20 protein-coding genes are annotated in these 23,020 nt (G+C 75.8%); 15 read left to right on the top strand and 5 right to left on the bottom strand.

All coding sequences use genetic code 11. From position 1 onward, the window contains the following. Positions 1 to 52 precede the first annotated feature (52 nt). Entirely contained in the window at positions 53 to 1,696 is a 1,644-nt protein-coding gene (locus ACSNOH_RS21060; RefSeq protein ID WP_436722951.1) for an alkaline phosphatase family protein, read from the bottom strand. A 615-nt stretch (positions 1,697 to 2,311) separates the two neighbouring features. Between ACSNOH_RS21060 and ACSNOH_RS21055 the strand changes: the two genes are divergently transcribed. The 13 genes from ACSNOH_RS21055 to ACSNOH_RS20995 all read left to right on the top strand — a co-directional run bounded on the left by ACSNOH_RS21055 (position 2,312) and on the right by ACSNOH_RS20995 (position 17,068). After that, positions 2,312 to 3,472, top strand: a complete 1,161-nt coding sequence (locus tag ACSNOH_RS21055; RefSeq protein WP_436722950.1) for an aminotransferase class I/II-fold pyridoxal phosphate-dependent enzyme — start codon at positions 2,312 to 2,314, stop codon at positions 3,470 to 3,472. 4 nt (positions 3,473 to 3,476) lie between these two features. Further along, positions 3,477 to 4,436 (top strand): glycosyltransferase family 2 protein, encoded by a 960-nt coding sequence (locus ACSNOH_RS21050; RefSeq protein WP_436722949.1) that lies wholly within the window; start codon positions 3,477 to 3,479, stop codon positions 4,434 to 4,436. Further along, positions 4,433 to 5,242, top strand: coding sequence for a PIG-L deacetylase family protein (locus ACSNOH_RS21045; protein WP_436722948.1), 810 nt, complete (start codon positions 4,433 to 4,435; stop codon positions 5,240 to 5,242). Before ACSNOH_RS21050 ends, ACSNOH_RS21045 begins: the two co-directional genes overlap by 4 nt. A 23-nt stretch (positions 5,243 to 5,265) precedes the next feature. Next, positions 5,266 to 6,408 carry a radical SAM protein gene (locus ACSNOH_RS21040; RefSeq protein WP_436722947.1) on the top strand — a complete coding sequence of 381 codons (1,143 nt, stop codon included), beginning with the start codon at positions 5,266 to 5,268 and terminating at the stop codon, positions 6,406 to 6,408. 1 nt (position 6,409) lies between these two features. Then, positions 6,410 to 8,707 carry an AMP-binding protein gene (locus tag ACSNOH_RS21035; protein ID WP_436722946.1) on the top strand — a complete coding sequence of 766 codons (2,298 nt, stop codon included), beginning with the start codon at positions 6,410 to 6,412 and terminating at the stop codon, positions 8,705 to 8,707. Continuing rightward, positions 8,707 to 9,480: an SDR family oxidoreductase gene (locus ACSNOH_RS21030; RefSeq protein ID WP_436722945.1), complete on the top strand. Its 774-nt coding sequence runs from the start codon at positions 8,707 to 8,709 to the stop codon at positions 9,478 to 9,480. Before ACSNOH_RS21035 ends, ACSNOH_RS21030 begins: the two co-directional genes overlap by 1 nt. Further along, on the top strand, positions 9,480 to 10,646 hold the full coding sequence (locus ACSNOH_RS21025) for a Gfo/Idh/MocA family protein (protein WP_436722944.1): 1,167 nt from the start codon (positions 9,480 to 9,482) through the stop codon (positions 10,644 to 10,646). The genes ACSNOH_RS21030 and ACSNOH_RS21025 overlap by 1 nt, the downstream gene beginning before the upstream one ends. Beyond that, positions 10,643 to 11,782 carry an LLM class flavin-dependent oxidoreductase gene (locus tag ACSNOH_RS21020; RefSeq protein WP_436722943.1) on the top strand — a complete coding sequence of 380 codons (1,140 nt, stop codon included), beginning with the start codon at positions 10,643 to 10,645 and terminating at the stop codon, positions 11,780 to 11,782. The genes ACSNOH_RS21025 and ACSNOH_RS21020 overlap by 4 nt, the downstream gene beginning before the upstream one ends. A gap of 64 nt (positions 11,783 to 11,846) precedes the next feature. Continuing rightward, the gene (locus ACSNOH_RS21015; protein ID WP_436722942.1) at positions 11,847 to 12,761 is read left to right on the top strand and encodes a transglutaminase domain-containing protein; all 915 of its coding nucleotides are present in this window, start codon (positions 11,847 to 11,849) and stop codon (positions 12,759 to 12,761) included. Beyond that, positions 12,752 to 13,471, top strand: a complete 720-nt coding sequence (locus tag ACSNOH_RS21010) for an HAD-IA family hydrolase (protein ID WP_436722941.1) — start codon at positions 12,752 to 12,754, stop codon at positions 13,469 to 13,471. Before ACSNOH_RS21015 ends, ACSNOH_RS21010 begins: the two co-directional genes overlap by 10 nt. Beyond that, positions 13,468 to 14,568, top strand: coding sequence for an LLM class flavin-dependent oxidoreductase (locus ACSNOH_RS21005; RefSeq protein WP_436722940.1), 1,101 nt, complete (start codon positions 13,468 to 13,470; stop codon positions 14,566 to 14,568). Before ACSNOH_RS21010 ends, ACSNOH_RS21005 begins: the two co-directional genes overlap by 4 nt. After that, a complete protein-coding gene (locus tag ACSNOH_RS21000; RefSeq protein ID WP_436722939.1) occupies positions 14,565 to 16,148 on the top strand; it encodes a serine hydrolase domain-containing protein in 1,584 nt (527 codons plus the stop codon). Before ACSNOH_RS21005 ends, ACSNOH_RS21000 begins: the two co-directional genes overlap by 4 nt. A 74-nt stretch (positions 16,149 to 16,222) precedes the next feature. Beyond that, on the top strand, positions 16,223 to 17,068 hold the full coding sequence (locus ACSNOH_RS20995) for a methyltransferase domain-containing protein (RefSeq protein WP_436722938.1): 846 nt from the start codon (positions 16,223 to 16,225) through the stop codon (positions 17,066 to 17,068). A gap of 39 nt (positions 17,069 to 17,107) precedes the next feature. Here ACSNOH_RS20995 and ACSNOH_RS20990 read toward each other — a convergent pair whose 3' ends face one another. From ACSNOH_RS20990 to ACSNOH_RS20980, 3 genes are all read right to left on the bottom strand, one after another. Then, positions 17,108 to 18,163 carry a 3-dehydroquinate synthase family protein gene (locus ACSNOH_RS20990; RefSeq protein ID WP_436722937.1) on the bottom strand — a complete coding sequence of 352 codons (1,056 nt, stop codon included), beginning with the start codon at positions 18,161 to 18,163 and terminating at the stop codon, positions 17,108 to 17,110. A 70-nt stretch (positions 18,164 to 18,233) separates the two neighbouring features. Then, complete coding sequence (locus tag ACSNOH_RS20985) at positions 18,234 to 18,722, bottom strand: winged helix-turn-helix domain-containing protein (RefSeq protein ID WP_436722936.1); 489 nt, start codon at positions 18,720 to 18,722, stop codon at positions 18,234 to 18,236. Between the two features lie 118 nt (positions 18,723 to 18,840). Further along, positions 18,841 to 20,382 (bottom strand): FAD-binding oxidoreductase, encoded by a 1,542-nt coding sequence (locus ACSNOH_RS20980; protein WP_436722935.1) that lies wholly within the window; start codon positions 20,380 to 20,382, stop codon positions 18,841 to 18,843. Positions 20,383 to 20,561: 179 nt separating this feature from the next. On the opposite strand from ACSNOH_RS20980, the gene ACSNOH_RS20975 reads away from it, so the two are divergent. Further along, positions 20,562 to 21,308 carry a siderophore-interacting protein gene (locus tag ACSNOH_RS20975; RefSeq protein WP_436722934.1) on the top strand — a complete coding sequence of 249 codons (747 nt, stop codon included), beginning with the start codon at positions 20,562 to 20,564 and terminating at the stop codon, positions 21,306 to 21,308. A gap of 3 nt (positions 21,309 to 21,311) precedes the next feature. Here the strand turns inward: ACSNOH_RS20975 and ACSNOH_RS20970 are convergent, their stop codons facing one another. Continuing rightward, positions 21,312 to 22,484, bottom strand: a complete 1,173-nt coding sequence (locus ACSNOH_RS20970; RefSeq protein ID WP_436722933.1) for a DegT/DnrJ/EryC1/StrS family aminotransferase — start codon at positions 22,482 to 22,484, stop codon at positions 21,312 to 21,314. 188 nt (positions 22,485 to 22,672) lie between these two features. Between ACSNOH_RS20970 and ACSNOH_RS20965 the strand changes: the two genes are divergently transcribed. After that, positions 22,673 to 23,005, top strand: a complete 333-nt coding sequence (locus tag ACSNOH_RS20965) for a hypothetical protein (RefSeq protein ID WP_436722932.1) — start codon at positions 22,673 to 22,675, stop codon at positions 23,003 to 23,005. Positions 23,006 to 23,020: the final 15 nt, after the last annotated feature.

Below are 23,020 nucleotides of genomic sequence, written 5' to 3'. Positions count from 1 at the left end.
CGGAGCGGGGGGGTGCCGGGGGCCCGCGGCCGCCCCGCGGGCGGGGGGCCGCTCAGAGGTAGCCCATTTCGCGCAGCCGCTCGCTCGTGTACGCGTCCTCGGTGCTGCTGCCGGCGGGGCTCCCGGCGGCGGCCGTGCCGCCGGTGCCGGGGCCGGCGGCCGCGCGGGGCTCCGCGAGGCGGGGGTCGGGCGGCGGAATCTCCCGGTCGCCGGCGAGGACCTCGTGCACGGGGGCGCCGTGCACGTCCGGCGGCCAGGCCGCCCCGAGGTCGGCCAGCAGGGTGGGCATGGTGTCCGTCAGCGCGACGGTCCGGGGCAGGCGGCCGGGCCGGATGCGCGGCGAGCGGTGTGCCCACATGCCGCGGTGCCGGTGCAGGCCCGTCTGGGGGCTGGGCCGCCACGCCTCGCCGCCCACGTCGCAGACGGGCAGCACGCTCTCGTCGTCCGGCAGCAGGAGCAGATCGGGCGCGCGGCCGCAGTGCGGGCCGGGGTAGGCCTCCTCGCGCGGGACGACGGCCCGGAAGACCCGGCGTCCCTCCGGCCCGGTGAGGCCCTCCAGCAGCGCGGCGGTCTCCGCCATGACCCGCTCGCGTTCGCGGGGCGCGACGCAGCCGCGCAGCTGGCGTCCCCGTACGTTGACGTTGAGGCCGTAGCTGCCGGGCACGGGCATGTAGACGCGGGTGCGGCGGAAGTCCACGTGCCGCCCCGCGCCGGCGAACCAGCTCGCCGCCCCGTCCTCGGGCTGCTCCCCGGGGGCGGTGGCCAGCAGCCCGGCCTCCTCCAGGAGCGTGTGCAGCGCGAGCGCGTGGCGTCCGGTGCCCAGGCCGTGGTCGGAGACGAGCACGACGCTGGTGTCCTCGTCGACGAGCTCCAGCAGCTCCCCGACGGCCCGGTCAATGGCCTGGTGGATGCGGGGGACGGCGGCGTCCCAGCCGCTGCCCCGCGGGGCGGGCCGGTGGCCGGGGTGGTCCGGTTCGCCGAAGTGCCAGTAGTGGTGGCCGACCCGGTCGGCCTCGGTGAGGACGACCATCACCACGTCGGTGGGCCGGGTGGTCATCAGGTGCCGCACGGAGCGGACGCGCGCCTCGACGTTGCGCTCGGCCTCCTCCAGGTAGGCCAGGTCGCCACGGAACATGGTCGCGAGGTCGGACTGGAAGTGGGCCTTGGCTGCGGCGAGTTCGCGCAGCAGGGACGGGGGCCGGCAGTGCCGCAGCGTGCGCTCCAGGGGCCAGGTCACCTGATAGCCCGGCAGGTCCGCCGGCGGGTGGGACATGGGGATGTTGACGAGGCCGAGGGTGCGGCCCTGCGCGGCCAGCCAGTCCCACGCGCTGGTGCGGCCCAGGTCCGCGGAGCGGGTGACGCGGGCGCCGTAGCCGGGGTCCTGGGTGTCGTGGAACTGGTAGATGCCGTGGCCGCCGGGCCGGCTGGCGCTGACGAACGTGCTCCAGCCGGGCGCCGTGTGGGCGGGCCAGGTGCAGTCGGTCGCGGCCCGGGCGCTCTCGCCGAGCAGCTTGCCGATGTGGGGCAGGAGGCCCTGCTCCACGAGCGGGTCGATGACGTCGAACGTGCCTCCGTCGATGCCGATGACGAGGGCGCGGGGCCGGTGCCGAGGAGGCCGGGAGGGACGGGAAGACCGAGAGGACCGAGAAGCAGGCCGAGAAGGTGGCACGGAATTGCCTCCAGCTCTGGAACGCATCATGACCGCAGGCGAAATCGCCCGGTCAGCGATGGCCCGAGGACATTAACAGCCCCTGCGCAGAGCGTCCACGGTACGGACGGCGGATGCGGGGAGCGGTCTCCCCTCGGGGCGGTGCGGATTCGGCGGGACAGCGGCAGATTTCACACGGCACGTATCCGGACGGAACCCGCTCCACCATACGCCAGGCCCGCCGCCGTCTCCAGGCACGCGATTTGCGCCACTTCCCCGGCGAATAGACCGGCCGCATGGGCCGCCGGAAGCCCGCACGGCCCGCCCCGGGCCGCCTCTTCGGTGCCGTGTTCGCAGGTCCGGGCGGGTGCGGCGAAATCCTGTGGCTCCCCGGCGAGTTGGGTGCGGGGGTGTTGACGCCGGCAACTACCCCGATGGACGCTCATGTACGGGCATGTGATCCGGCCCACGACCGGGGGCCGGATCGCATGTCCGCTGACCGGCCGCCATCGGACACTCCGGCCGGCTCCTTTCCCTTGCCGTTTTCCCTTCTGCGAGAAAACGCGTGCGGCCGCTCCGCGGCCCCGGACCGCCTTCCGCCTCCTGCCGAACGGTGCCTGAAGCCGACCCATCACCAGCGCGAGATTCGAAAGGCTGCTCATCATGCCGGACTCCGGTGAAGAACTGCTCTTTCCCTCCTGGCCGCAGCACGGCGAGGAGGAGCGGACCGGCCTTCTGCGGGCACTCGCGCAGGAGGGCTGGTGGCGCAACGGAGGATCGGAGGTCGAGGACTTCGAGCGGGAATTCGCCGCTTATCACGGAGCGCCGTACGCGCTGGCGACGACCAACGGCACGCACGCGCTGGAACTCGCCCTGGAGGTGATGGGTGTCAGGCCGGGCGACGAGGTCGTCGTCCCCGCGTTCACCTTCATCTCCTCCTCGCTGGCGGTGCAGCGCATCGGGGCCGTGCCGGTCCCGGCCGACGTGCGGCCCGACACGTACTGCCTGGATGCCGAGTCGGCGGCGGCGCTCGTCAGCCCGCGGACCAGAGCGATCATGCCGGTGCACATGGCGGGCCAGTTCGCGGACATGGACGCGCTGGAGAAGCTGTCCGTGGACGCGGGGGTCCCCCTCCTGCAGGATGCCGCGCACGCCCACGGCGCGCAGTGGCAGGGCAGGCGGGTCGGCGAGCTCGGCAGCGTCGCCGCCTTCAGCTTCCAGAACGGCAAGCTGATGACCGCGGGCGAGGGCGGCGCCCTGCTGCTGCCCGACGAGGAGTCCCACCGCGAGGCCTACCTCCGGCACTGCTGCGGCCGCCCGCCCGGCGACCGGCTCTACGCGCACCTGACGCAGGGTTCGAACTACCGCATGAACGAGTTCTCCGCGAGCGTCCTGCGGGCACAACTGGGCCGCCTGGAAGGGCAGTTGCAGGTGCGGGAGCAGCGCTGGGCGCACCTGCGCGAGGCGCTCGCGGCGATCGGCGGGGTGGTGCCGCAGGGCCGTGACGAGCGCGGCACCCTGCACGCGCACTACATGGCCATGGTGCGCCTGCCCGGCATCTCCGCACGGGCGCGGCTCGCGCTGGTGGACGGGCTGGTCGAGCGGGGCGTGCCCGCCTTCGTCGGCTTCCCGCCCGTCTACCGCACCGAGGGCTTCCGGCACGGGCCGGTGCCGGCCGGCACCGAGGAGCTGGCCGCGCGCTGTCCCGTGGCGGAGGAGATCGGCGGCGACTGCGTGTGGCTGCACCACCGGGTGCTGCTCGCCGACGTGCCCGTGCTGGACCGGCTGGCCGAGGTCTTCGCGGGCCTCGTCCGCGCGCTCTGACGCGATGCCGGTGACCGGTTGCGGGGCGGCTCCCCGGCTGAGCGTCGTCGTGCCCAGCCGCGGGCCGGCGGCGCGCCTGCGCGCGACGCTCGCCTGCCTGGCCGGGCACGGCCCGGGGACGCCGCCTTTCGAGGTGCTCGTGGTCGACGACAATCCGGGACCGGCGGACGACGGCACCGCCGGGCCCGCCGCCGTGGCCGCGGAGCTGGCCCGCGAGCTGCCGGTGCGGGTCGTGCCGGGGCCGCTGCGGGGGCGGGCCGCGGCCCGCAACGCCGGGGCGGCCGCGGCGCGCGGCGCCCGCCTGGTGTTCCTGGACGACGACGTGCTGGTGGGGCCGGACTTCCTGACCGCCCACGCCGACGCGGCGGACCCGGAGGCCTTCGCCCACGGCCGGACGCGCGAACTGCCCACCGCCGCACGGCTGCTGAGGAGCCTGGAGGGCGGCAGCCCCGAGGACGTCCGGCGGGCCCGGGCCGCCCTCGGACCGGCGCCCGCGCCGCCCTCGCCGCCCGTCCCCGCCGCGCACCGGCGGCTCGTCGCCAACGCCCTGGAGCGGACGGTCGAGGCCATGGCCGGCGGCGCCCTGCCGGACGTCGCCCCCTGGCTCGGCTTCGTCGGCGCCAACACCGCCGTCGACCGCGACCGCTGGCGGCGGACGGGCGGCTTCGACGAGGCCTTCGGCACCACCTGGGGCTGCGAGGACCTGGAGTTCGGTTTCCGCCTGTACGCCGCGGGCGCCCGCAGGACCCTGGTCGCGGACGCCCTGGGCGTCCACCTCAGCCACGCCCGGCCCGGGCGCTGGGAGCAGCACCACCGCAACCTTGCCCGCTTCCGGGCCGTGCACCCGCACCCCTCGGTGCACGCCCTGGAAGCGCTGCTCGGGCCCGGCGGCACGCCCGGGGAGTACGTGCGCGCCGTCGCCGCCGCGACGACGCAGGCACCGGCAGGAGGCGGCGCGCGATGACGAACGGCACGGACTCCGGGCCCGGCGGTCACGTGGTGCTCGCCCCGCATGCGGACGACGCCGTCTGGTCCGCCGGCGGCCGCCTGGCGCGCTGGGCCGCCGAGGGCCGCCGTACGACCGTCGTCACGGTCTTCGCGGGCCCCGGCGGCGGGCCGGCCGGGGCGTCCGGCACCTGGCGGGAGGCCGCCGACCCCCGGGTGCGGCGGGCCGAGGACGCGGCCGCCTGCGCCGAACTGGGCGCCGTCCTCGTACGGCTCGGCTTCACGGACGCCGCGCTGCGCACCGCGGCGGGCCGTTTCCTCTACGCGTCCCCGCGGCGGCTCCTCGGCCCCCGCCACCCCGCCGACGCGCGGCTGCCGGAGGAGGTCCGGGCCGCGCTGGAGCCGCTGTGCGCCGGGCCGGTGACGGTGCACGCGCCCCTGGCGGCGGGCGGGCACGTCGATCACCGGCTGGTCCGCGGCGCGGTGGAGGCCCTCGCGCCGGGCCGTACCGTCTGGTACGAGGACTTCCCGTACCGGCTGCGGGTCCGCGACCACGCGGGCCTGCTGCCGCGCACCGAGCCGCTGCCGGCCGCGGCGGTGGAGCGCTGGCTGTCCGCGGCGGGCCGCTACACCAGCCAGGCCCGGGCCCACTTCGGCTCGGTCCCCGCGCTGCGCGAGGCGCTGCTCGCCCGGGCCCGCGGGCACGGCGACGACGACGGCAGCAGCGGGTGCCGGCTCGCCGACCGCCACTGGCTGCCCGCGGCAGTGCCCGTCCCCGTGCCCGCCCGGACGCCGGAGGGAGGCCGTGACCCGCGCAGCGCGTAGCCCCCACGACCGAAAGGGCACTCATGTCCCCTCGCACTCCTTCGCCGGCTGCCGCCGGACCCGGGCAGCGGCTGCCTCTGATCGGCAACGACCTCGTCGTCAACGAGGACTCCTGCAACCTCAGCTGCACGTACTGCCTGACCGGGCAGAGCAATCTCAAGGAGGGCCACTCCCTCCAGCTGATCTTCGAACCGCCGCGGCGCGACAGCTACGAGCCGGGCAGCCCGCTGGGGCAGCGCCTGGACGCCGTCGCCGACCGGGTGCGGGGCCACTTCGGGCTGCCCCTGCTCAAGGTCACGGGGGGCGAGATCTTCCTGGTCCGGGGGATCATGGACTTCCTGGAGCAGGAGGCGCGCAAGCACGAGGTGCTGGTGATCCAGACCAACGGCGTGCTGGTGCGTCAGGAGCACCTGGACCGCTTCCGCACCTGGGGCAACGTCGTCCTCCAGGTCTCCCTGGACAGCCACCTCCACCACGGCAACAGCCACCGGGTGCCCACCGAGGGCCTGCACCGCAAGGTCGTCGCCGCAATCTCCCGCATCCTCGACTCGGGGCTGCCCGTGGAGATCTACTCGGTGCTCAACGACCGCAGCGTCACCGAGGCCTGCGCGTTCGCCGAGTGGCTGACGGGCTTCTCCCGGCCCCCGGTGTACTTCCCCTTCCCCGTGCGCGGCCCGGACGCGCAGCAGTTCGCGGTGCGCCCCGAGCAGCACGGCCTCGTGCAGGAACTCGCCGACCGCTACGACGAGTTCGCGTCCGTCCTGCCGCCGCGCCCCTACTTCGGCCGGCTGCTGAGCTTCTACCGCGAGGGGCGCCGCACCTTCCGCTGCCACCTGCCGCGGCTGGTCGTCTCCACCTTCAGCGACGGGGTCGTCACGCCCTGCCCCAACATCTGGTTCTCCGACATGGGCAACGCCCTGGAGGAGAGCTGGGAGGAGACGCTGGAGAAGGCCGGCACCAGCGGCCTCTACCGGGCCCTGCTCGCGCCCCGGCCGCGGCTTTCGGCGTGCCACGGCTGCTTCACCCCGTGGGACACGCTGTCGATGTACTTCGAGGACGAGATCACCCTCGACGAGCTGTGCGCCGCGCCCACCTACTCCCCGCCCCGCATCCGCCGGTTGATCGCCGACGCCAAGGCCGACTACCTCCGCACCGGGGGGAAGTGACATGGGCGACGGTGAGGCGGAGACGCTCCTGGACGCGGTGCGCGCGCTGCCGCCGGACCGGGTCCTGCTGCCAGGCACGGACGCCGGCACGCTGCTCGACCGGGTGCGCAAGGCCGCGGACGCGGTCGGAGCCGGGGCCGCGCCCGGCGAGGCGGTGGCCCTCTGCGCCGCCAACGGCCCCGCGTGGGTGGTCGCCTTCCTGGCCCTGCTGGCCGCCGGGACCCGGCCGCTGCTCCTGGAACCCGGCACGCCCGAGGCCGAGGTCCACCGGCTGCTGCGGGCGGCCGGCGGGGGCAGGACGCTGACCGTCCCGGACGGCGACGGCGACCTGCCGCCCGTACTGACCGTCCCGCCCGGGGAGCCCTGCGGGACCGGCCCGGCCGTCCTGCTGCCCACGTCGGGCTCGACCGGAGCGAGCAGGATCGTCGCGCGCGACGAGGCGAGCCTCCTCGCCGAGGGCCGCCGCTACCGCGACGGCGTGGGGCTCACCGGCCGGGACACCCTGCTGCTGCCCGTCCCCCTCTCCCACGCCTACGCGCTGGGCTGGCTCTTCGGAGGGCTGGTGACCGGCGCCTCGCTGCGGCCCGTGCCGCCGGCGGCCCTGGGCGCGATCGCGGCGGAACTGGCCGGCGGGGCCACGGTGGTGGCGCTGGTGCCCAGCATCGCCCGGCTGCTCGCGACCCGGCGGCTGCGCGCGGGCGGCCCCCCGCCCGGCGACCGGGCCCCGGCGCAGCGCCCCGCCGCCCCCGCCCTGCGGCTGGCCATGGTGGGCGCCGGACCGGTGGACGAGCGGCTGGAGCGCGCCTTCGAGGAGGCGTTCGGCACGCCGCTCGCCCGGAACTACGGTTCGACCGAGACGGGTGCGGTGTTCGCCGGGCAGGCCCGTATCGAGCCCTTCTGCGTCGGGACTCCCCTGCCCGGGATCGCGTACCGGCTGGCGGGCGAGGACGGCGAGGCGGTCCCCGAGGGCACGCCCGGGCTGCTGCACGTCCGCGTGGACGGCACCTGGCACGCCATGGGGGACCTCGCCGTGGCCGTGCCGGGCGGGCTGCGCGTCATCGGCCGCAAGGACAGGGCGATCCGCCGCGGCGGCCGCTGGGTGTCGCCCCTGGAGATCGAGGAAGTGCTGCGGGGTCACCCGGACGTCCGCGAAGTACGGGTCACCGCACGGCGGGGACGCCATCCGGGCGAGGACGGCATCGTCGCTGAAGTCGCCTCCGCGCGCCCGGGCCTTCCGGAGGATGCGCTGCGCGAGCACGCGCGCCGCGAACTGGCCGCGCACAAGGTCCCCGACGAGTTCCTGATCCGCACGGCCCTGCCCACCTCCGCCGCGGGCAAGGTCCGGGCCGCTCCCCGCTACCGGCTCACCCGGCGGGCGGCGGAGGCGGCGCGCGCCTACAAGACCTCCGAGCTCCTCTTCGCGCTGCACGGCCTGGGCGCGCTGGACGCCCTGGCGGAGGGCGCCGGGGCGGCGGACCTGGCCCGGGAGCTGGGGTGCGACGCCGACGCCCTGGAGTGGCTGCTCCGGGCGGCCGCCGGGCTGGGGCTGCTGACCACCACGGCGGCCGGGGACGGGGAGCCGCGCGTGCGGGCCGCCGAACTGGCCGCGTTCGTCCGCCTGGAGGAGCACCTCTCGCGCGGCCCCGTCACACGGGAGGAGATCGCCGCCGTCGCCCGGACCGGGACGGCGCGGCGCCCCTTCGAGGAGACCGGGCCCGCCGGTCTCGAACAGTTCGTCACCGTCTACCAGGGCGCCATGAACGGCCCGAGCGCCCGCGCCCGGGCCGCGCTCGGCCTGCGGCTGCTGAAGCCCCGGCCGGGAGCGCGGATGACCGAGGTCACCGCCGGGCCGGGCCGCTACCTCGAACGCCTGCTGGCCGCCGACCCCGAAGCCGGCGGCCACCTGCTGACCGTCGGCCGGCTCGCCGGGCCGCCGGCGCCCGCCGTCGCCGCCGCCGTCGCGGAGGGCCGGGTGACCACCGGCCCCGAACCGCCCCCCGGTACGGCCGACCTCTGCGTCGTCGCCAACGGCGTGCACGGGCCCGCGCCGGGCAGCGACCTCGCCGCGCTGCTGGGCAGCCTGCGCCCCGGCGGCCGGCTGCTGGTCGACGACGTCTTCCTGCCCCCGGCCGGGCCGGGCAGCGAACTGGCCCTGGACTGGCTCACGCACGGCGGCACCGCATGGCCCACGGCCGGCGACCTGATCGCCGGCCTGACCCGGGAAGGAGCCCGCGTCAGCAGGCACCTGCCGCTGGAGGAGTCCCTGTGTCATCTGATCATCGCCGAGGAGGCCAGCTGATGAGCAGCGTCACCGAACGGGCCGTGGAGCGGCTCGGACTGAGCGGCCGCGTGGTCGTCGTCTCGGGCGCGTCCGGGCAGATCGGCGGCGCCTGCGCGCTGGAGCTGTCCGCCCTCGGGGCCGCCGTCGTCGCCGGCTACCACACCGGCACCGACGCCGTGCGCAAACTGCAGGAGCAGGCCGAGGGCCAGGGAGGCACGCTCGTGCCCGTCGCGGCGGACCTGAGCCGGCCCGAGGGGGCCGACGCCCTGGTGGCCGCCGCCGTGGAGCGCTTCGGCCGGGTCGACGGCTGCGTGGCGGCCGCGGGCCTGCGCACCCGCCGGCTCGCCCTGGCCACCGACGAGCGCAGCCTGCAGCGGCTGCTGCAGGTGAACCTGGCCGGTGCCATCGGCCTCGCCAAGGCGTGCCTGAAGCCGATGATGCGCGCCCGCTACGGGCGGATCGTGCTCTTCGGCTCCCGGGCGGGCACGAGCGGGCTGCCCGGCCACGGCGCCTACGCCGCCACCAAGGGCGCCCTCCAGCCGTGGGCCGCGTCCGTGGCGGGCGAGGTCGGCGGCCACGGCATCACCGTCAACGTCGTGGCGCCCGGGGCGATCCGGGCCGAGGTCATGGACTTCTCCGAGGCGGAACGCGACCTGGTGCTCAAGTTCATCGGGGCCGGCCGGCTCGGCGAGCCCGAGGAGGTCGCGGCGGCCGTGTCGTTCCTGCTGTCGCCCTCGGCCTCGTACGTCAACGGCACCACCCTCGTCGTCGACGGCGGTGCGCGCTTCTGATGACTTTCACCGACAAGGCACCCGGCGGATCCGCGCGGCCCGCGGCCCGCGAAGAACCGCTCCGGCTGGCGGTGGTGGGCGCGGGCTGGGTCGCGCGGCAGGTGTGGCTGCCCCTGCTGGAGGCGCACCCGGCGTTCCGGGTCGACGCCGTCGTGGACGACGACCCGGCGGCGGCCCGGTCGGCCCTGCCCCGCGGCGGGCACACCCGCGTCCTGCGGCGCCCGGAGGAGCTGAGCCCCGACAGCGTGGACGCGGCCGTCATCGCCCTCCCCAACCACCTGCACCTTCCCGTGGCCAGGGCGCTCGTCGAGCGCGACGTGCCGGTCTTCGTCGAGAAACCGGTCTTCCGCACCCTCTTCGAGGCCCAGGCGCTCGCCCTCGACCACCTGGCCCGCGGCAGCATCGGCGACCTGACGCTGTACTCGTGGAGCGCCGCCCGGCACCGCACCGACGTCTGCCGGCTGGCGGAGCTCCTGCCGAGCCTGGGCACCATCCGCAACCTGGGCCTGAGCTGGATCCGGGCCACCGGCATCCCGCAGCGCACCGGCTGGTTCGTCGACCGGCGGCTGTCGGGCGGCGGCGCCCTGCTCGACCTGGGCTGGCACCTGCTCGACGTGGGCCTGCACCTGCTGGGCTGGCCGCGCGTGGTCCGGGCGGCCGGCACCATGTCGGCCGACTGGATGGAGCGCGGCGACGCCACGGCCGCCTGGCGGCAGCGCCCCCAGGACGGCCCCGCGGCCCGGCCCGCGGAGCCCGTCGAGGACACCGCCCGCGGCTTCCTGGTCACCGACACGGGCGTGGGCATCTGTCTGGAGACCCGCTGGGCCTCCCACCACGCCCTCGACGTCACCACCATCACGGTGGAGGGCACCGAGGGCGTGGCCACGCTGCGGGGCACCTTCGGCTTCAGCCCGCACCGCCTGCCGCGCTCCTCCCTCACCGTCCTGCGCCTGGGCCGCGAGGAGCGCATCGCCCTGCCGGACGAGCCCGTGGGCATCGAGTACGAGCGGCAGGTCGACGAGCTCGCCCGCCGGCTCGGGGGCCCGCGCGGCGGCCGGCCGGCGTCCGGGCTGGGCGAGGGCTCGATGGCCGAAGTGACCATCCTCGCTTCCTGCATCGACCACATCTACTCGGCCGCCGGCCGGACCCTGCGGGAGGTCTCATGAAGTTCGCCTACTTCACCCACGTCTGGGGCCGGCCCGGCATCACCCCCGGGCAGCGCTACGCCGAACTCTGGCGCGAGATCCGCGACGCCGACCGGCTCGGCCTCGACTACGCCTTCTCCGTCGAGCACCACTGCACGCCGCACGAGAGCTGGATGTCCTCCCCGGCGGTGTTCTGCACGGGCGCGGCCCTGCACACCGAGCGCATCCGCGTCGGGCCGATGGGCTGGGTCCCGCCGCTGCGCCACCCGATGCACCTGGTCGAGGAGGTCGCGACCCTCGACCACCTCCTGGGCGGCCGGCTGGAGGTGGGGCTCGCCTCGGGCGTCAGCCCCGAGCCCTTCCTGCCCTTCGGCGCCGACTTCGCGGCCCGCCACGAGCTCACCCGGGAAGCGGTCGAACTGCTGCGCACCGCGCTCGGCGGCGACGGCACCGTCGACTTCGAGGGGCCCGTGCACCGGGTGCGCGACGTCACGCTCTCCTTTTCCTCCCTGCAGCGCCCCCACCCGCCGCTGTGGGTGCCCACCACCAACCGCAACACCCTGCGCTACCTCAGCTCGGCCGGCGCCCACACCGGCTCCACGATGATCGTGCCGCGGGCCTCCATGGGCGTGGTCTACCGCCACTACCTCGACTGGTGGCGCGAGCACGGACACGCCGGCGACCCCGACATCGGCTACTGGACCCTCGTCCACGTCGCTCCCACCGACGCCGAAGCCGAGGCACGGGCGGCCGCGCACATCACCGAGACGTTCACCAAGACCCTCCAGTACAGCTCGGTACGGCGCTCCGGCGAGCAGCACGCCCCGGCGAGCAGGCTGAGCACGCCCGACATCCTCGCCGGGTCCGGCGACTTCGGCTTCCTCCTCGACCACAACCTGGTCTTCGTCGGCTCGCCGCGGACGGTGACCGAGAGGATCCGGGCCGCGGCCGCGGAGGGCCACTTCAACACCGTGCTCGGCGAGTTCGCCTTCGCGGGGCTGGAGGAGCGGCACCGGGCCGAGTCCCTCGAACTGTTCGCCCGCGAGGTGATCCCCGCGCTGCGCGACCACTCCCCCTACGCCCCGCGCCCGGCCTACACCCCGGGCGACGAGGAGCAGGTGGCCGCCCGCCTCCAGGCCCTCGGCTACCTCGACTGACCCACGGCCGCACCGACCGCGCCCCGCCCCGCTCCGGCGAAAGGATGAGGAGATCAGCGTTCACGTGCCGACCCGGCCGCCCTCGGCGCGGGAGCTGCGCCCCCTCGTGGACCGGCTGCTGCTCGTCCCCGACGAGCACCGCCGCTTCTCCGTGGACGAACAGGGCGCGCGCCGCCTGCACCGCATCGGGCCGGAGCTCCTGGACGAGCTCACGGCGGCGGGGCTGCCCCACGCCGGCCACGGCCCCGGCCGGCTCTTCGACGGCTACGACCTGGGCAACACCGCTCTGCACCTGGGGCTGGCCTCCGTGCAGCGGCGGGCGATCCGCTCCTGGGCGGCGGCCCTGCGCACGGCCTCGGTCCCCGGTCCCCCGCCTCTGCTGGTCGACGTGAAGGCGGCGTGCCCGGTGCCCGGACACGCAGGCCCCTGCCCGTACGGAGTGCTGCAGCCCGGCGGGCGGCGCCGGGTGGTGGCGGGCCCGCCCGGCGACGCCCTTGTGGACCGGCTCACCGTACGGCCGCAGCCGCGGTGGCCGGCCTTCCCGCCGCCGGTCCTGGAGCTGCTGGGCGCCCTGGATCCGGTCGGCTTCTTCCTGCTGCCGGAGGCCGTTCGCTGGGACCCGGAGTTCCTGTGGCACACGCGGATGGCGGACTGCGGGGGCGCGGCCGCGTGGCTGGTCGCGGAGGGCGAGCGGCGCGGGCTCGGCGTGCGCTTCGCCTTCGGGCTGCTCGTGGCCCGGCCGTACTCCACCCCGCACTGCTGGGCGGAGTTCCTGGTGGACGGCCGGTGGGTGCCGGCCGATCCGCTGCTGCTGCGGGCCATGGCCGCCTGGGGCGGGCTGGACGCGGCGGCCCACCCGCCGGCCGCGTCCCCGGGAGCCGTCTTCCACCGGCTCACCGACCGCTTCACGAAAGTCGTCAGTCACGCCGGGGTCTGGGCCCCGGCGTCCCTACCCACGGAGCTCCTGCCATGCCCCTGACTCCCCCGCCCCGCTCCGCCGCGGCCTCTCCCGCCGTCCCGCCGCAGGCCGCCGCCCCCGCTCACGGCCGCTTCGCCACCGTCGTCTTCGACCTCGACGGCGTCCTCATCGACAGCTTCGAGGTCATGCGCGAGGCCTTCGCGATCGCCTACCGCGAAGTGGTGGGCACGGGCGAGCCGCCCTTCGAGGAGTACGTCACCCACCAGGGGCGCTACTTCCCCGACATCATGCGGCTGATGGGCCTGCCCGGCGAGATGGAGCGGCCCTTCGTCCGGGCGAGCCACGACCTGATGGACCGGGTCACGGTCTACCCCCGCGTGCCGGAACTGCTGACGGCCCTGCGAGACCGGGGCGTGCGCACCGCCGTCGCCACCGGCAAGTCCGGCTCCCGGGCCCGCGCCGTCCTGGACCGGACCGGGCTGCTGCCCCTGCTCGGCGAGGTCGTGGGCAGCGACGAGGTGCCCCGGCCCAAGCCGCAACCGGACATCGTCCACGAGGCGCTGCACCGGCTGGGCGCGCCGCCCGAAGGAGCGGTCATGGTCGGCGACGCGGTGATCGACATCCGCAGCGGGCGCGCCGCCGGCACGGCCACCGCCGGCGTCACCTGGGGCGAGGGCTCGGCCGAGCGGCTGCGCGCCGAGCAGCCCGACTTCCTGCTCGACCAGCCGTGGCACCTGCTCGCGCTGGTGTGCGGCGGGGGCCGCGGATGACGGCGGCGGCCCCGCGCTGGAGCGTCGTCGCCCCGCAGGGCGCGGCCGGTGAACTCGCCGGCACCGGCGGGACCGAGGGCTGGCGGCTGCTGCTGGAGACCGCGCGCACCGTCCGGCGGCACGGGCGGGGCGCGCTGTGGCTGCTGGACCGCACCGACACCACGCCCCGCCGCTCGCCCGGGCCCGTCTGGGAGGGCTGGACGGCGCTGGCCGGGCTGGCGGCCGCGGTGCCGGGCCTGGAGCTGGGCCTGCTCTCCCCCGCGGCGCCCTTCCGCAACGCGGCGCTGCTCGCCAAACGGGCGGCGGGCGCGGACCACATCTGCGGCGGGCGGCTCGCGCTGGGCCTGACCGCCGCCGCGTATGTGCCCGAGCACGTCTCCACCGGGCTCGCCCCGGCCGGCGACACCGCCCCGGACGACGAGCCGGCCCACCGCGCCGTCGGTGAGACGGCCGAGGCGCTGCGCGCGCTGTGGAGCGGCCGGCCGGTGTCCCTCGCCGGGGAGCACGTACGGCTGACGGCGGCGCACTGCGTACCGGTGCCGCACCAGCAGCCGCTGCCGCTGGTCCTGCGCCTGGACGCCGGGCAGGAGGGGGCCGGGGCGCGGCGGCCCGCGGACGCCGCGGTACGGGAGTGCGCCGCCGTCCAGTGGACCGGAGAGGTGCGGCAGGTGGCCGCGGCCGTAGAGGAGTTCGGCAGGCGCAGGACGGCCCTCGGGGCGGATCCCGGCGGGGTGCGGCACGCCTGGGCGGCCGAGTGCCGGGTCTTCGACTCGGTGCTGGAGCGCGACAGGTGGCTGTGCTCCCCGCACGAGGTGCCGTTCTGGAGCCACCACCCGGACCTGCTGGCGCGGCGGAGCCTGTACGGCACGCCGGATCAGATCACGGACCGTGCGCGGCGCCTGGTGGCGGCGGGCGTGGAGGAGTTCGTGCTGTGGTTCCGCGACTATCCGCTGACTACGAGCCTGGACCGGGTCCTCACCGGCATCGCCCCGGGCATGGACACGACCGCCGGTTCCGGCGCCGGGACCGGCGGGGCGTCCGGCGCGGGGACCGGCGGGGCGGAGGAGACGGAAGAGACAGAGGAGGCAGGGGAATGAGCCCGGTGCCCGGGACGAAGTCCGCCGACGCGTTCCTGTCCACGGCCTGGCTCGCCGCCGGCCGCTCCCTGGAACGCCCGCCCGCCGGCGTACGCGACACCGTGTCGCTCCGGCTGGAGATCACCGATCCGCCGCCCGGGGCGCCTGCCGCGGTGGACGTGGCCGTGGACCTGGCCGCCGGGCGCCTCGGCGTCGCGGCCGCCGCCGGTGAGCCGCCGGGGCTGCGGATCGCCCTGCCGCACGCGGCGGCCCGCGCGCTGCTGCTGGGCTCGCCGCAGGAGCGCGCCGGCGTCTTCGAGCGCGGTGACGTGCGCGCCGTGGGCAACTTCAGCCTGCTGTTCTTCGTCGACGCGGCGCTCCGGCGGGACGGTTCGGGCCATGTGGCCGCGCTGCGGGCCGCGGCGGGGCTTCCGGCACCGGCCCGGCCGCAGCGGCCGTCCGCCGAGCCTGCCGGGGCGGAGGCCGCCGAGGCCGTCGAGCACGCGCGGGAGACCCTGCCGGGCACGGTGCGCGAGATCGAGCGCGAAGTGGGCACGTCGACGCCCGGGGCGCAGCTGCACGTCTCCCTCGACGGGGTCACGCTGGCGGACGCGGGGCTGGGCGAGGCCCGGCCCGGAGTCGCGATGACCCATCGCTCGCTGCCGCTGTGGTACTGCTGCGCCAAGCCCCTGCTGTCGGCGGCGCTCGGCCGGCTCTGGGAAGCCGGGGTGTACGACCCGTACCTGCCCGTCGCCCACTACCTGCCCGCGTTCGGCCGGGCGGGCAAGGAGTCCGTCACGTCGATGGACCTGCTGACCCACACGGGCCCGCTGCCGACCGGCGACGACCCGCTGCACGGCGTGGTCGCCGGACCGGACGACGAGCGCCTCGGGCGCGCCCTCGGCGTGACGGTCCCGCCGTGGTCCCGGCGGGCTGCGGGCGTCAACTACAGCCAGTGGTGGGCCTGGTTCGTCCTGGCCCGGATCCTTCCCGTGGCCGACGGCAGGGAGTACCGGCCGTACGTCGAGCAGGAGATCCTCGGGCCGTGCGGGATGGCGGACACGCGCGTGCACCTGACGCCGGAGGACTTCGCGGCCTTCGGGGACCGGCTGCCGCTGATCCACGTGAGCAACCCCGGCTCCGCTCCCCAGCCCACCCACTGGTGGTCCACCGAGGCCGCGACCACGCGGTGCATCCCCGGCGTGAACACCCGGGGGCCGCTGAGCGACCTCGGCCGCTTCCTCACCATGATGCTGCGCGGCGGGGACGCCCCCGGCGGGCGCGTCCTGTCACCGACGACCGTGGCCGCGCTGACCGCACGGCACCGCACCGGTCTGCGCGACCGGTACGGGAACGCCGACTGGGGCATGGGCTTCCGCCTCGAATGCCGCCACCTGGGCGAGGAGTTCACCAGCTTCGGCACGCACACCTCCCCCCGCTCCTACGGGCACGACGGGCTGTGGACCGCGGTGGCGTTCGCGGATCCCGACGCCGGGCTCACGGTGGCGGTCCACCTCAACGGCAAGGTGGCGCACGAACGGCACCGCGAGCGCATCCTGCGCATCGCCGACGCCGTGTACCGCGACCTCCGTCTGTGCTGACCGGCCGCTGCCTGCTCTTCCCGCGCTTCCTGCGCCTCCCCACGCTCCCACCCACGACTCCAGAGAGGGCTCCGATGCCGCACTCCGACCTGACCGAACTGCCCATGCCGTCGCCCGTGTCCGCCGAAGTGGGCGCGCTCTACGACCGGTTCACCGCCCTGGGCTCCGCCTCCCTGGGCGAGAACCTGCACTTCGGCTACTGGGACTCCCCCGACAGCCGGGTGCCGCTGGAGGAGGCGACCGACCGGCTCACCGACATGATGACCGACCGGCTGCGCATCGGTGCCGGATCGCGCGTCCTCGACCTGGGCTGCGGCGTGGGCACGCCCGGGGTGCGCATCGCCCGCCGCACGGGCGCGGACGTCACCGGGATCTCCGTCAGCGCCGAGCAGATCGCCCGGGCCAACGCGCTGGCCGAGTCCTCCGGCGTCGCCGGCCGGGCGAGGTTCCGGCAGGCGGACGCGATGGAACTGCCCTTCGAGGACGGCAGCTTCGACGCGGTCATCGCCCTGGAGTCGATCATCCACATGCCCGACCGGGCCCGGGTGCTCGCCCACGTGGGCCGGGTGCTCAAGCCGGGCGGGCGCCTGGTGCTCACCGACTTCTTCGAGCGCGCCCCCATCCCCGCCGCCGGGCAGACCGCCGTACGGCGCTACCTGCACGACTTCATGATGACGATGGTGACCGCCGAGTCCTACCCGCCCCTGCTGCGCGGGGCCGGGCTGTGGCTGGAGGAGTTCCTGGACATCAGCGACCAGACGCTGGAGAAGACCTTCGTCCTGCTCTCCGAGCGCATCAACGCGGCGAAGAAGCAGCTCGCGGAGGAGTTCGGGGAGGAGATGGTGGACCAGTTCGACCCGGGCGACCTGGTCGGCATCAGGGAGTTCGGCTACCTGCTGCTCGTGGCCCGGCGCCCGTGACCCGGCAGGGGTGAGCGGGTGCCGGCAGGCCGAGCCCGCTCACCCGCCCTGCCGCGGCATCTCCCGGAGGGTGCGCAGGACCACGTCCTCGGGGACTCCGGTGACGAGTTCGGCGCCCCGCGGCCCGTCGAGGACGAAGGCCAGGCCGTCGCCCGCGGCCTTCTTGTCGCGCCGCATCAAGGTGGTGAGCACGGTCACGTCGGCGTCCTGCGGGAGGGCACAGGGCAGGCCGTAGTCGCGTACGACCCGGGCGTGCTCCTCCGCACGGCCGGCGGAGATCCGGCCCAGAGCCAGGGCCAGCCGGCCCGCGAAGACCGTGCCCACGGCCACCCCGGCGCCGTGGCGGACGGCGAACCCGCTGGCCGTCTCCAGGGCGTGGCCCAGGGTGTGGCCGTAGTTGAGGATGTGCCGCCTGCCGGTGTCGCGTTCGTCCGCCGAGACGATCGAGGCCTTCAGCCGCAGGCTCGCCGTGATCTGCTCGTGGACGGGGAGGCCGCGCAGGTCGCCCGCGCCGATGAAGTGGCAGCGGGCGATCTCGCCGTAGCCGTTGGCCCACTCCTCGGCGGGCAGCGTCTCCAGGTAGGTGGTGTCGCACAGCACGGCGGAGGGCTGCCAGTAGGCGCCGACGAGGTTCTTGCCCTCGGGCAGGTTGACCGCGGTCTTGCCGCCGACGCTCGCGTCCACCTGGGCCAGGAGCGTGGTGGGCAGGTGGACGACGGGCACGCCGCGGTGGTGGAGCGCGGCCGCCAGCCCGGCCGTGTCGGTGGTCGTCCCGCCCCCGCAGGAGACGACCACGTCGTGGCGGGTCAGGCCGAAGGCGGTGAACCGGCGGCACAGGTCCTCGACGGCGGCCAGGGTCTTGTGCTGTTCCCCGTCCCGCACCCGTACGACCGTCGACGGCACGCCGGGGCCGGGCACCGTCTCCGGCGGGCGTGCGGTGACGACCGCGGCGCGCCGCGCGCCGAGTGCCGCCACGACGTCCGGCAGGAGATTCCGCGCCCCGGGCCCGACGTGGACGGAGTAGGAGCGCTCGCCCAGCCGCACGTCGACGCGGCTGAGGGGGCTGTGGCGTTCGGCAGAGCTCTGCTGCGGCACGGGGGCCCTCCTCGTCGTGGATGCACCGGCGCCCGGCACGTACGCGCCGACGCGGCCGGTAGTGACCGTGTCAGTGCCCCGCCGGGCGCACCCCCTCCAGGACGTAGCCCCGGCCGCGGACGGTGCGCACGCGCAGGCCCAGCGCCGCAAGGCGGCGGCGGATGCGCATGATGTGCAGGTCGAGCGCGTTGCGGCTGAGCGGGGGGCGGCCGGGCCGCGGGGCGAGCAGGTCGTCGCGGGCGACGACCTCGGTGAAGGAGTCCGCCAGCCGGGCCACCAGGTGCGCACCGGTGGGCGAGAGCAGGGCGGAGCGGTGGCGGAAGCGCAGGACGCCGTTGGGCTCGACCACGGGCCGGGCTTCCGCGGCGGCCCGCATCCGCAGCGCCTCGGCCCGGGCCCGGAGGTCTCCGGGGCTGATGGGGGCGCGCACCCAGTCCTCCCGGGGATCCGGGCTCGGCGGCGCCTCGGCGCCCGCCTCCAGCACCAGGATCCGCATGACCCCGCGATCGCGGCAGTGCTCCCGGCGACCGGACTCCGCCGGCCAGCGGATCAGCTCCACCCTCTCTCCCGGCAGTAACGGCACGTGCGCCCCCTTCGACTCAACTGGTCACCGTGGTACCGGACTTCACTCAATCACAGGGAGGTCCACGGCGCACGGTTGCGGGGGTGCGCTCCGGTCAGCCGACAGCCTGGGCGAAGGAGAAGAAGCGATGGGGGTCGTAGGTGCGCTTGACGGCGGCCAGCCGGCCGTAGTTCTCGGCGTAGTAGGCCGTCTTCCAGTCGGTCAGCTCGGGGTCGATGAAGTTCTGGTAGCTCTCGCCGTTGGAGTACGGATCGAGGGTCGCGAGCCCGCGCGCGGCCCACGCCCTGCCCGCGGCCTCGTCCTCGCGGCTGTAGTCAGCCTTGTTGAGGGCGAGGGAGAAGCCGAGGTAGAACTCGGTGTCGCGGTGGACGTAGGCGGTGGTCGCGCGGTCGGGGCGGTTGGCGGCGCCGCCCAGGGCGAAGAAGCTCAGGAAGCGGAACTGCCCGGCCCGGGGACCCGCGGCGAAGGCTTCCAGGATCCGCTCGACGCCCCGTGCCGGGATCGCCGCGGAGAAGAGCCGGTTGCGGTCGAGGGAGAAGTTCTGCCGCGGCAGGGCCGCCTCGGGCGAGTAGCCCACCGTGTGGCACTGCTCCGGCGTCAGCTCGGCGCAGCCGTACTGGGCCATCATCGCGTCGTGCGCGGTCTGCGGCCGGGCCGACCGCGTGGCGGGCGCCCGGCCCACCGAGGCCACCAGGGAGTCCAGGACGGGACCGAGGGCGTCCGCCGCGCCGAGCCAGGCCCCGGTGACGACGACCACCGGGGCGCCGGTCCCGGCGTCCGGCCACTGCACGGCGAGGGCGGCGCCGAGGTCGCGGGGGCCGTCGATGATCCAGTGCTGCCACGCCTCGACGACCCGCTTCGCGGCCTCCCACGGCCAGGTGAGGTTGTAGCTGACGAGGGTGGGCACGTCGGTGGGCCGCAGCTCCAGGCCGGTGATCACGCCGAAGTTGCCGCCCCCGCCGCCGCGCGTCGCCCAGAACAGGTCCGGGTGCTCGGCGGAGGCGGTGACGGCCCGCCCGTCGGCCAGGACGATCCTGGCCGAGACCAGGCGGTCGCAGGCCATGCCGAACTTACGGGTCTGCCAGCCCAGTCCGCCGCCGGGCACGAACCCGCCGGGGCACACCCCCGGGCAGTTGCCGCCCGCCACGGTGACGCCGCGCGGCGACAGCGCCGTCAGGGCGTCCACCTGCTGGGTGCCGGCGCCCATGACGACGGTGTTGCGGGGAGTCAGCCCCACCGCATTGAGCCGCGAGAGGTCGAGGACGATCCCCTCGCCCGTGGAGTAGCCGCCGAAGCTGTGCCCGCCGCTGCGGGGCACGAGGGGCAGGGCGTGGTGCTGGGCGAACGCGAGCGTCGTGCGGACGTCCTCCTCGCTCCGGCAGTAGGCCACCGCCTGCGGCCGGATCCCGTCGAACTGGCCGCTGTAGAGCTTCCTGGCCCGGTCGTAGCCGCTGTCCGAGGGCAGGACGAGGTCACCGGACAGCCGGCGCCCGAGCTCGCTCCAGTCGACGCCGCCGGCGCTGCGCCGCGCGGCCGGTCCCGCCGGTCCCGCGGCCGCCGCACCGGTCGCGCCGGCGCCTGCGGCCGCGACCGCCGCCACCGCCCCGGCCCGTAGCACAGTCCGCCTGTCGAGCATGCTGCCTCTCCATCTGCCGGCCCGAGCGCCCGGGGGCGCGGGAAGCGATCACGGGAACCACGGCCAGGATGCCCGGCCGGATCACCCGTGCCCCGCCTCCTGTCAGCGGGGTGAAAGAAACCGGCAGTTGTCGTTCCGCACAATGGGAAGGGACACCGGAAGCGGAAGGCGGAGCACACATGCACCAGGCGGAGCGGCACGGGTATCCGGGCCGGCGGTTCCGGGACGAGCGGCTGCTGGAGGCGAAGGTCACCGCGGTCCGCGCCGCCGTGCCCGGCATGACGGACGTGACGCTGCGCGGCCCCGCCTTCGCCCGGCTCGCCTGCAAGCCGGGCGCCCACCTGCCCGTGGAGGTTCCCGGCGGCGAGCAGGGGCAGCCCGTGCTGCGGACGTACTCGGTGTGGCGGCACTCGCCGGCCGACGCCTCGCTCACCCTGCGGATCGCGCTGCACCGCCCGGGCGGCCCGGGCTGCGCGTGGGCGGCCGCGGTGACGCCCGGCGAGCGGGTGCGGACCGGGGTCCCGCGCAACCGGATCGTGCTCGACCCGCGGGCCCGCCACCACGTCTTCGCCGGCGAGGAGACGGGAGCGGTGCCGCTGCTCACCATGCTGGACGCGCTCCCGCCCGGGGCCCTGGCCCACGGGGTGCTGGAGACCACGGGCCCGGAGGCCGAGTTCCCGGCGCCGGACGGCGCGCGGTCCCTGTCCTGGGTGCACCGCGGGCGCGCCTCGGCGGCCGCCTCACCGGTGCTGGTGGCGGCCGTCCGCCGGCTGGAGCTGCCTCCGGGGCCGGGTGTCGCCTACGTCGCGGGAGAGGCGGCGACCTGCCGGGCGGTGGTGCGGCACTTCGTGACCGAGCGGGGCTGGCCACGGTACGCGGTCAAGACGCAGACCCACTGGACGCCGGGCAAGTGCGGCATCCTCTGAGCGTCACACCGCCCGCGGCAGGAGCGCGCGGACGGTCTCCCGCAGGAGGTGCGCGACGGTCCGCGCGTCGTCGTCGGTGAGGCCCGGGTGCAGGGGCAGGCACAGCGTCTGCGCCGCGGCGCGTTCGGACACCGGCAGAGACCGTACGGGACCGTAGGCCGCAACGGTGTGCAGGGGACCGTAGCGGAAGCTCGTCTCGACCCCGGCGGCGTGCAGGCGGCGGGCCACCTCGTCCCTGATGCGGCGGTCCACCTGCACCCAGTACAGGTAGTGGGAGGAGACGTGACCGGCGGGGAGCGGGGGCCGCCGCCGGATGCCCGCCGCCCCGGCCAGCGCGTCGTCGTAGCGGCGGACGAGCTCCGCCCTGCGGGCGACGAGGGCGGGCAGGCGGCGCAGCTGGACGGCGCCGATCGCGGCGGTGAGGTCGTTGCCGACGAGCCGGCGGCCGATCTCCCGCTGCTCGAACTCCCAGGGCCGCCAGGGCGGCGGTGCGAAGCCGTCGTCGGGCCGGGCCAGGCCGTGGTAGGCGAGGCGGCGGGCACGGCGGGCGAGGAGGGGATCGCGCACGTGGAGCATGCCGCCGTCACCGGTCACCATGATCTTCATCTGGTCGAAGCTCCAGACGCCCATGTCGCCGAAGGTCCCGGCGGCCCGTCCGCGTACGCTCGACGCCACGGAGCAGGCCGCGTCCTCGACGAGGGCGACGCCCCGCTCCGCGCACAGCTCCGCCAGGCCGGCGACGTCGCCCGGGTAGCCGCCGTAGTGCAGGACCAGGACCGCCCTGGTGCGCGGGGTGAGCATCCGCTCGACGTCGCGCACCGAGGGGTTGAGGGAGTGCGGGTCGACCTCGCAGAACACCGGCCGGGCGCCGCGCGCCCGGGTGCCGTTGGGCCCCGCCACGAAGCTCAGGGACGGCATCACCACCTCGTCCCCCTCGGTGAGGCCGAGCAGTTCCAGGGCGAGGAAGATGCCGGAGGTGGCCGAGTTGAGGAAGACGACGTGCTCGGGCGGCAGGCCGAGATAGCGGGCGAACAGTCCCTCGAACTCCCGCGACCGCGGCCCGTAGCCGACGGTCCCGCTGTCGAAGGTCTCCGCGACGGCGCGGAGTTCGGGGTCGCCCAGCGCGGGCCGCGAGAAAGCGATCACGTGGCTCTCCTCCTGGGTCGCTCGGGTCATGACCTGTCATGTCCGTACGTCAGGAGACCACTTACCCACAAGAAAAGCGGACATCGTTCCTCCGCAACGGGGGCGGAATCCGGGCGCCCGTTCCCGGCCAACTCCGCCCCGCCCCTACCGGGCGCCCGCGCCGGTGGGTAGCGTCGCCCCTCGCAACGACCGGCCTCAGCATCCACAGGAGGGGTCACATGAGCTTCCGCTACCGTGTCGCGGCCGTCAGCGTATCCCTCGCCCTCGCGGCCGGGGGCGCGACGAGCCTCGCCGCGCCCGCTGCCGCATCCAATGACGCGGGCAGGGCGCCCTCGCTCTCGTGCGACGCCTGGCGGTACGAGAGGGGCACCAAGGGGCACGGCGCGTCGATCACCTGCTACGGCAGTTCCTTCACCGGCTACGCGATCTGTCACCAGCCCGACGGCTACCTGTACCTCCGCTTCGGCAACCGCGCCCGCTCCGGAGGCACGTCGGTCATCTGGTGCGACCTCAACGCGGAGGTCACCGACGCGGGGGCTATCCCCGCCTGACCCCCGCCTTACCCC

The organism is Streptomyces sp. URMC 127 (assembly GCF_051386535.1).
Taxonomy (GTDB): Bacteria; Actinomycetota; Actinomycetes; order Streptomycetales; family Streptomycetaceae; genus Streptomyces.
The sequence above is the reverse complement of the archived record's forward strand: the minus strand, read 5'-3'. Positions and strand labels throughout refer to the sequence as shown.

Coding starts and splice junctions, on each gene's coding strand:
- ACSNOH_RS21060 (WP_436722951.1), bottom strand. CDS start 1,696: ATGCGTTCCAGAGCTGGAGGCAATTCCGTGCCACCTTCTCGGCCTGCT.
- ACSNOH_RS21055 (WP_436722950.1), top strand. CDS start 2,312: ATGCCGGACTCCGGTGAAGAACTGCTCTTTCCCTCCTGGCCGCAGCAC.
- ACSNOH_RS21050 (WP_436722949.1), top strand. CDS start 3,477: ATGCCGGTGACCGGTTGCGGGGCGGCTCCCCGGCTGAGCGTCGTCGTG.
- ACSNOH_RS21045 (WP_436722948.1), top strand. CDS start 4,433: ATGACGAACGGCACGGACTCCGGGCCCGGCGGTCACGTGGTGCTCGCC.
- ACSNOH_RS21040 (WP_436722947.1), top strand. CDS start 5,266: ATGTCCCCTCGCACTCCTTCGCCGGCTGCCGCCGGACCCGGGCAGCGG.
- ACSNOH_RS21035 (WP_436722946.1), top strand. CDS start 6,410: ATGGGCGACGGTGAGGCGGAGACGCTCCTGGACGCGGTGCGCGCGCTG.
- ACSNOH_RS21030 (WP_436722945.1), top strand. CDS start 8,707: ATGAGCAGCGTCACCGAACGGGCCGTGGAGCGGCTCGGACTGAGCGGC.
- ACSNOH_RS21025 (WP_436722944.1), top strand. CDS start 9,480: ATGACTTTCACCGACAAGGCACCCGGCGGATCCGCGCGGCCCGCGGCC.
- ACSNOH_RS21020 (WP_436722943.1), top strand. CDS start 10,643: ATGAAGTTCGCCTACTTCACCCACGTCTGGGGCCGGCCCGGCATCACC.
- ACSNOH_RS21010 (WP_436722941.1), top strand. CDS start 12,752: ATGCCCCTGACTCCCCCGCCCCGCTCCGCCGCGGCCTCTCCCGCCGTC.
- ACSNOH_RS21005 (WP_436722940.1), top strand. CDS start 13,468: ATGACGGCGGCGGCCCCGCGCTGGAGCGTCGTCGCCCCGCAGGGCGCG.
- ACSNOH_RS21000 (WP_436722939.1), top strand. CDS start 14,565: ATGAGCCCGGTGCCCGGGACGAAGTCCGCCGACGCGTTCCTGTCCACG.
- ACSNOH_RS20995 (WP_436722938.1), top strand. CDS start 16,223: ATGCCGCACTCCGACCTGACCGAACTGCCCATGCCGTCGCCCGTGTCC.
- ACSNOH_RS20980 (WP_436722935.1), bottom strand. CDS start 20,382: ATGCTCGACAGGCGGACTGTGCTACGGGCCGGGGCGGTGGCGGCGGTC.
- ACSNOH_RS20975 (WP_436722934.1), top strand. CDS start 20,562: ATGCACCAGGCGGAGCGGCACGGGTATCCGGGCCGGCGGTTCCGGGAC.
- ACSNOH_RS20970 (WP_436722933.1), bottom strand. CDS start 22,484: ATGACCCGAGCGACCCAGGAGGAGAGCCACGTGATCGCTTTCTCGCGG.
- ACSNOH_RS20965 (WP_436722932.1), top strand. CDS start 22,673: ATGAGCTTCCGCTACCGTGTCGCGGCCGTCAGCGTATCCCTCGCCCTC.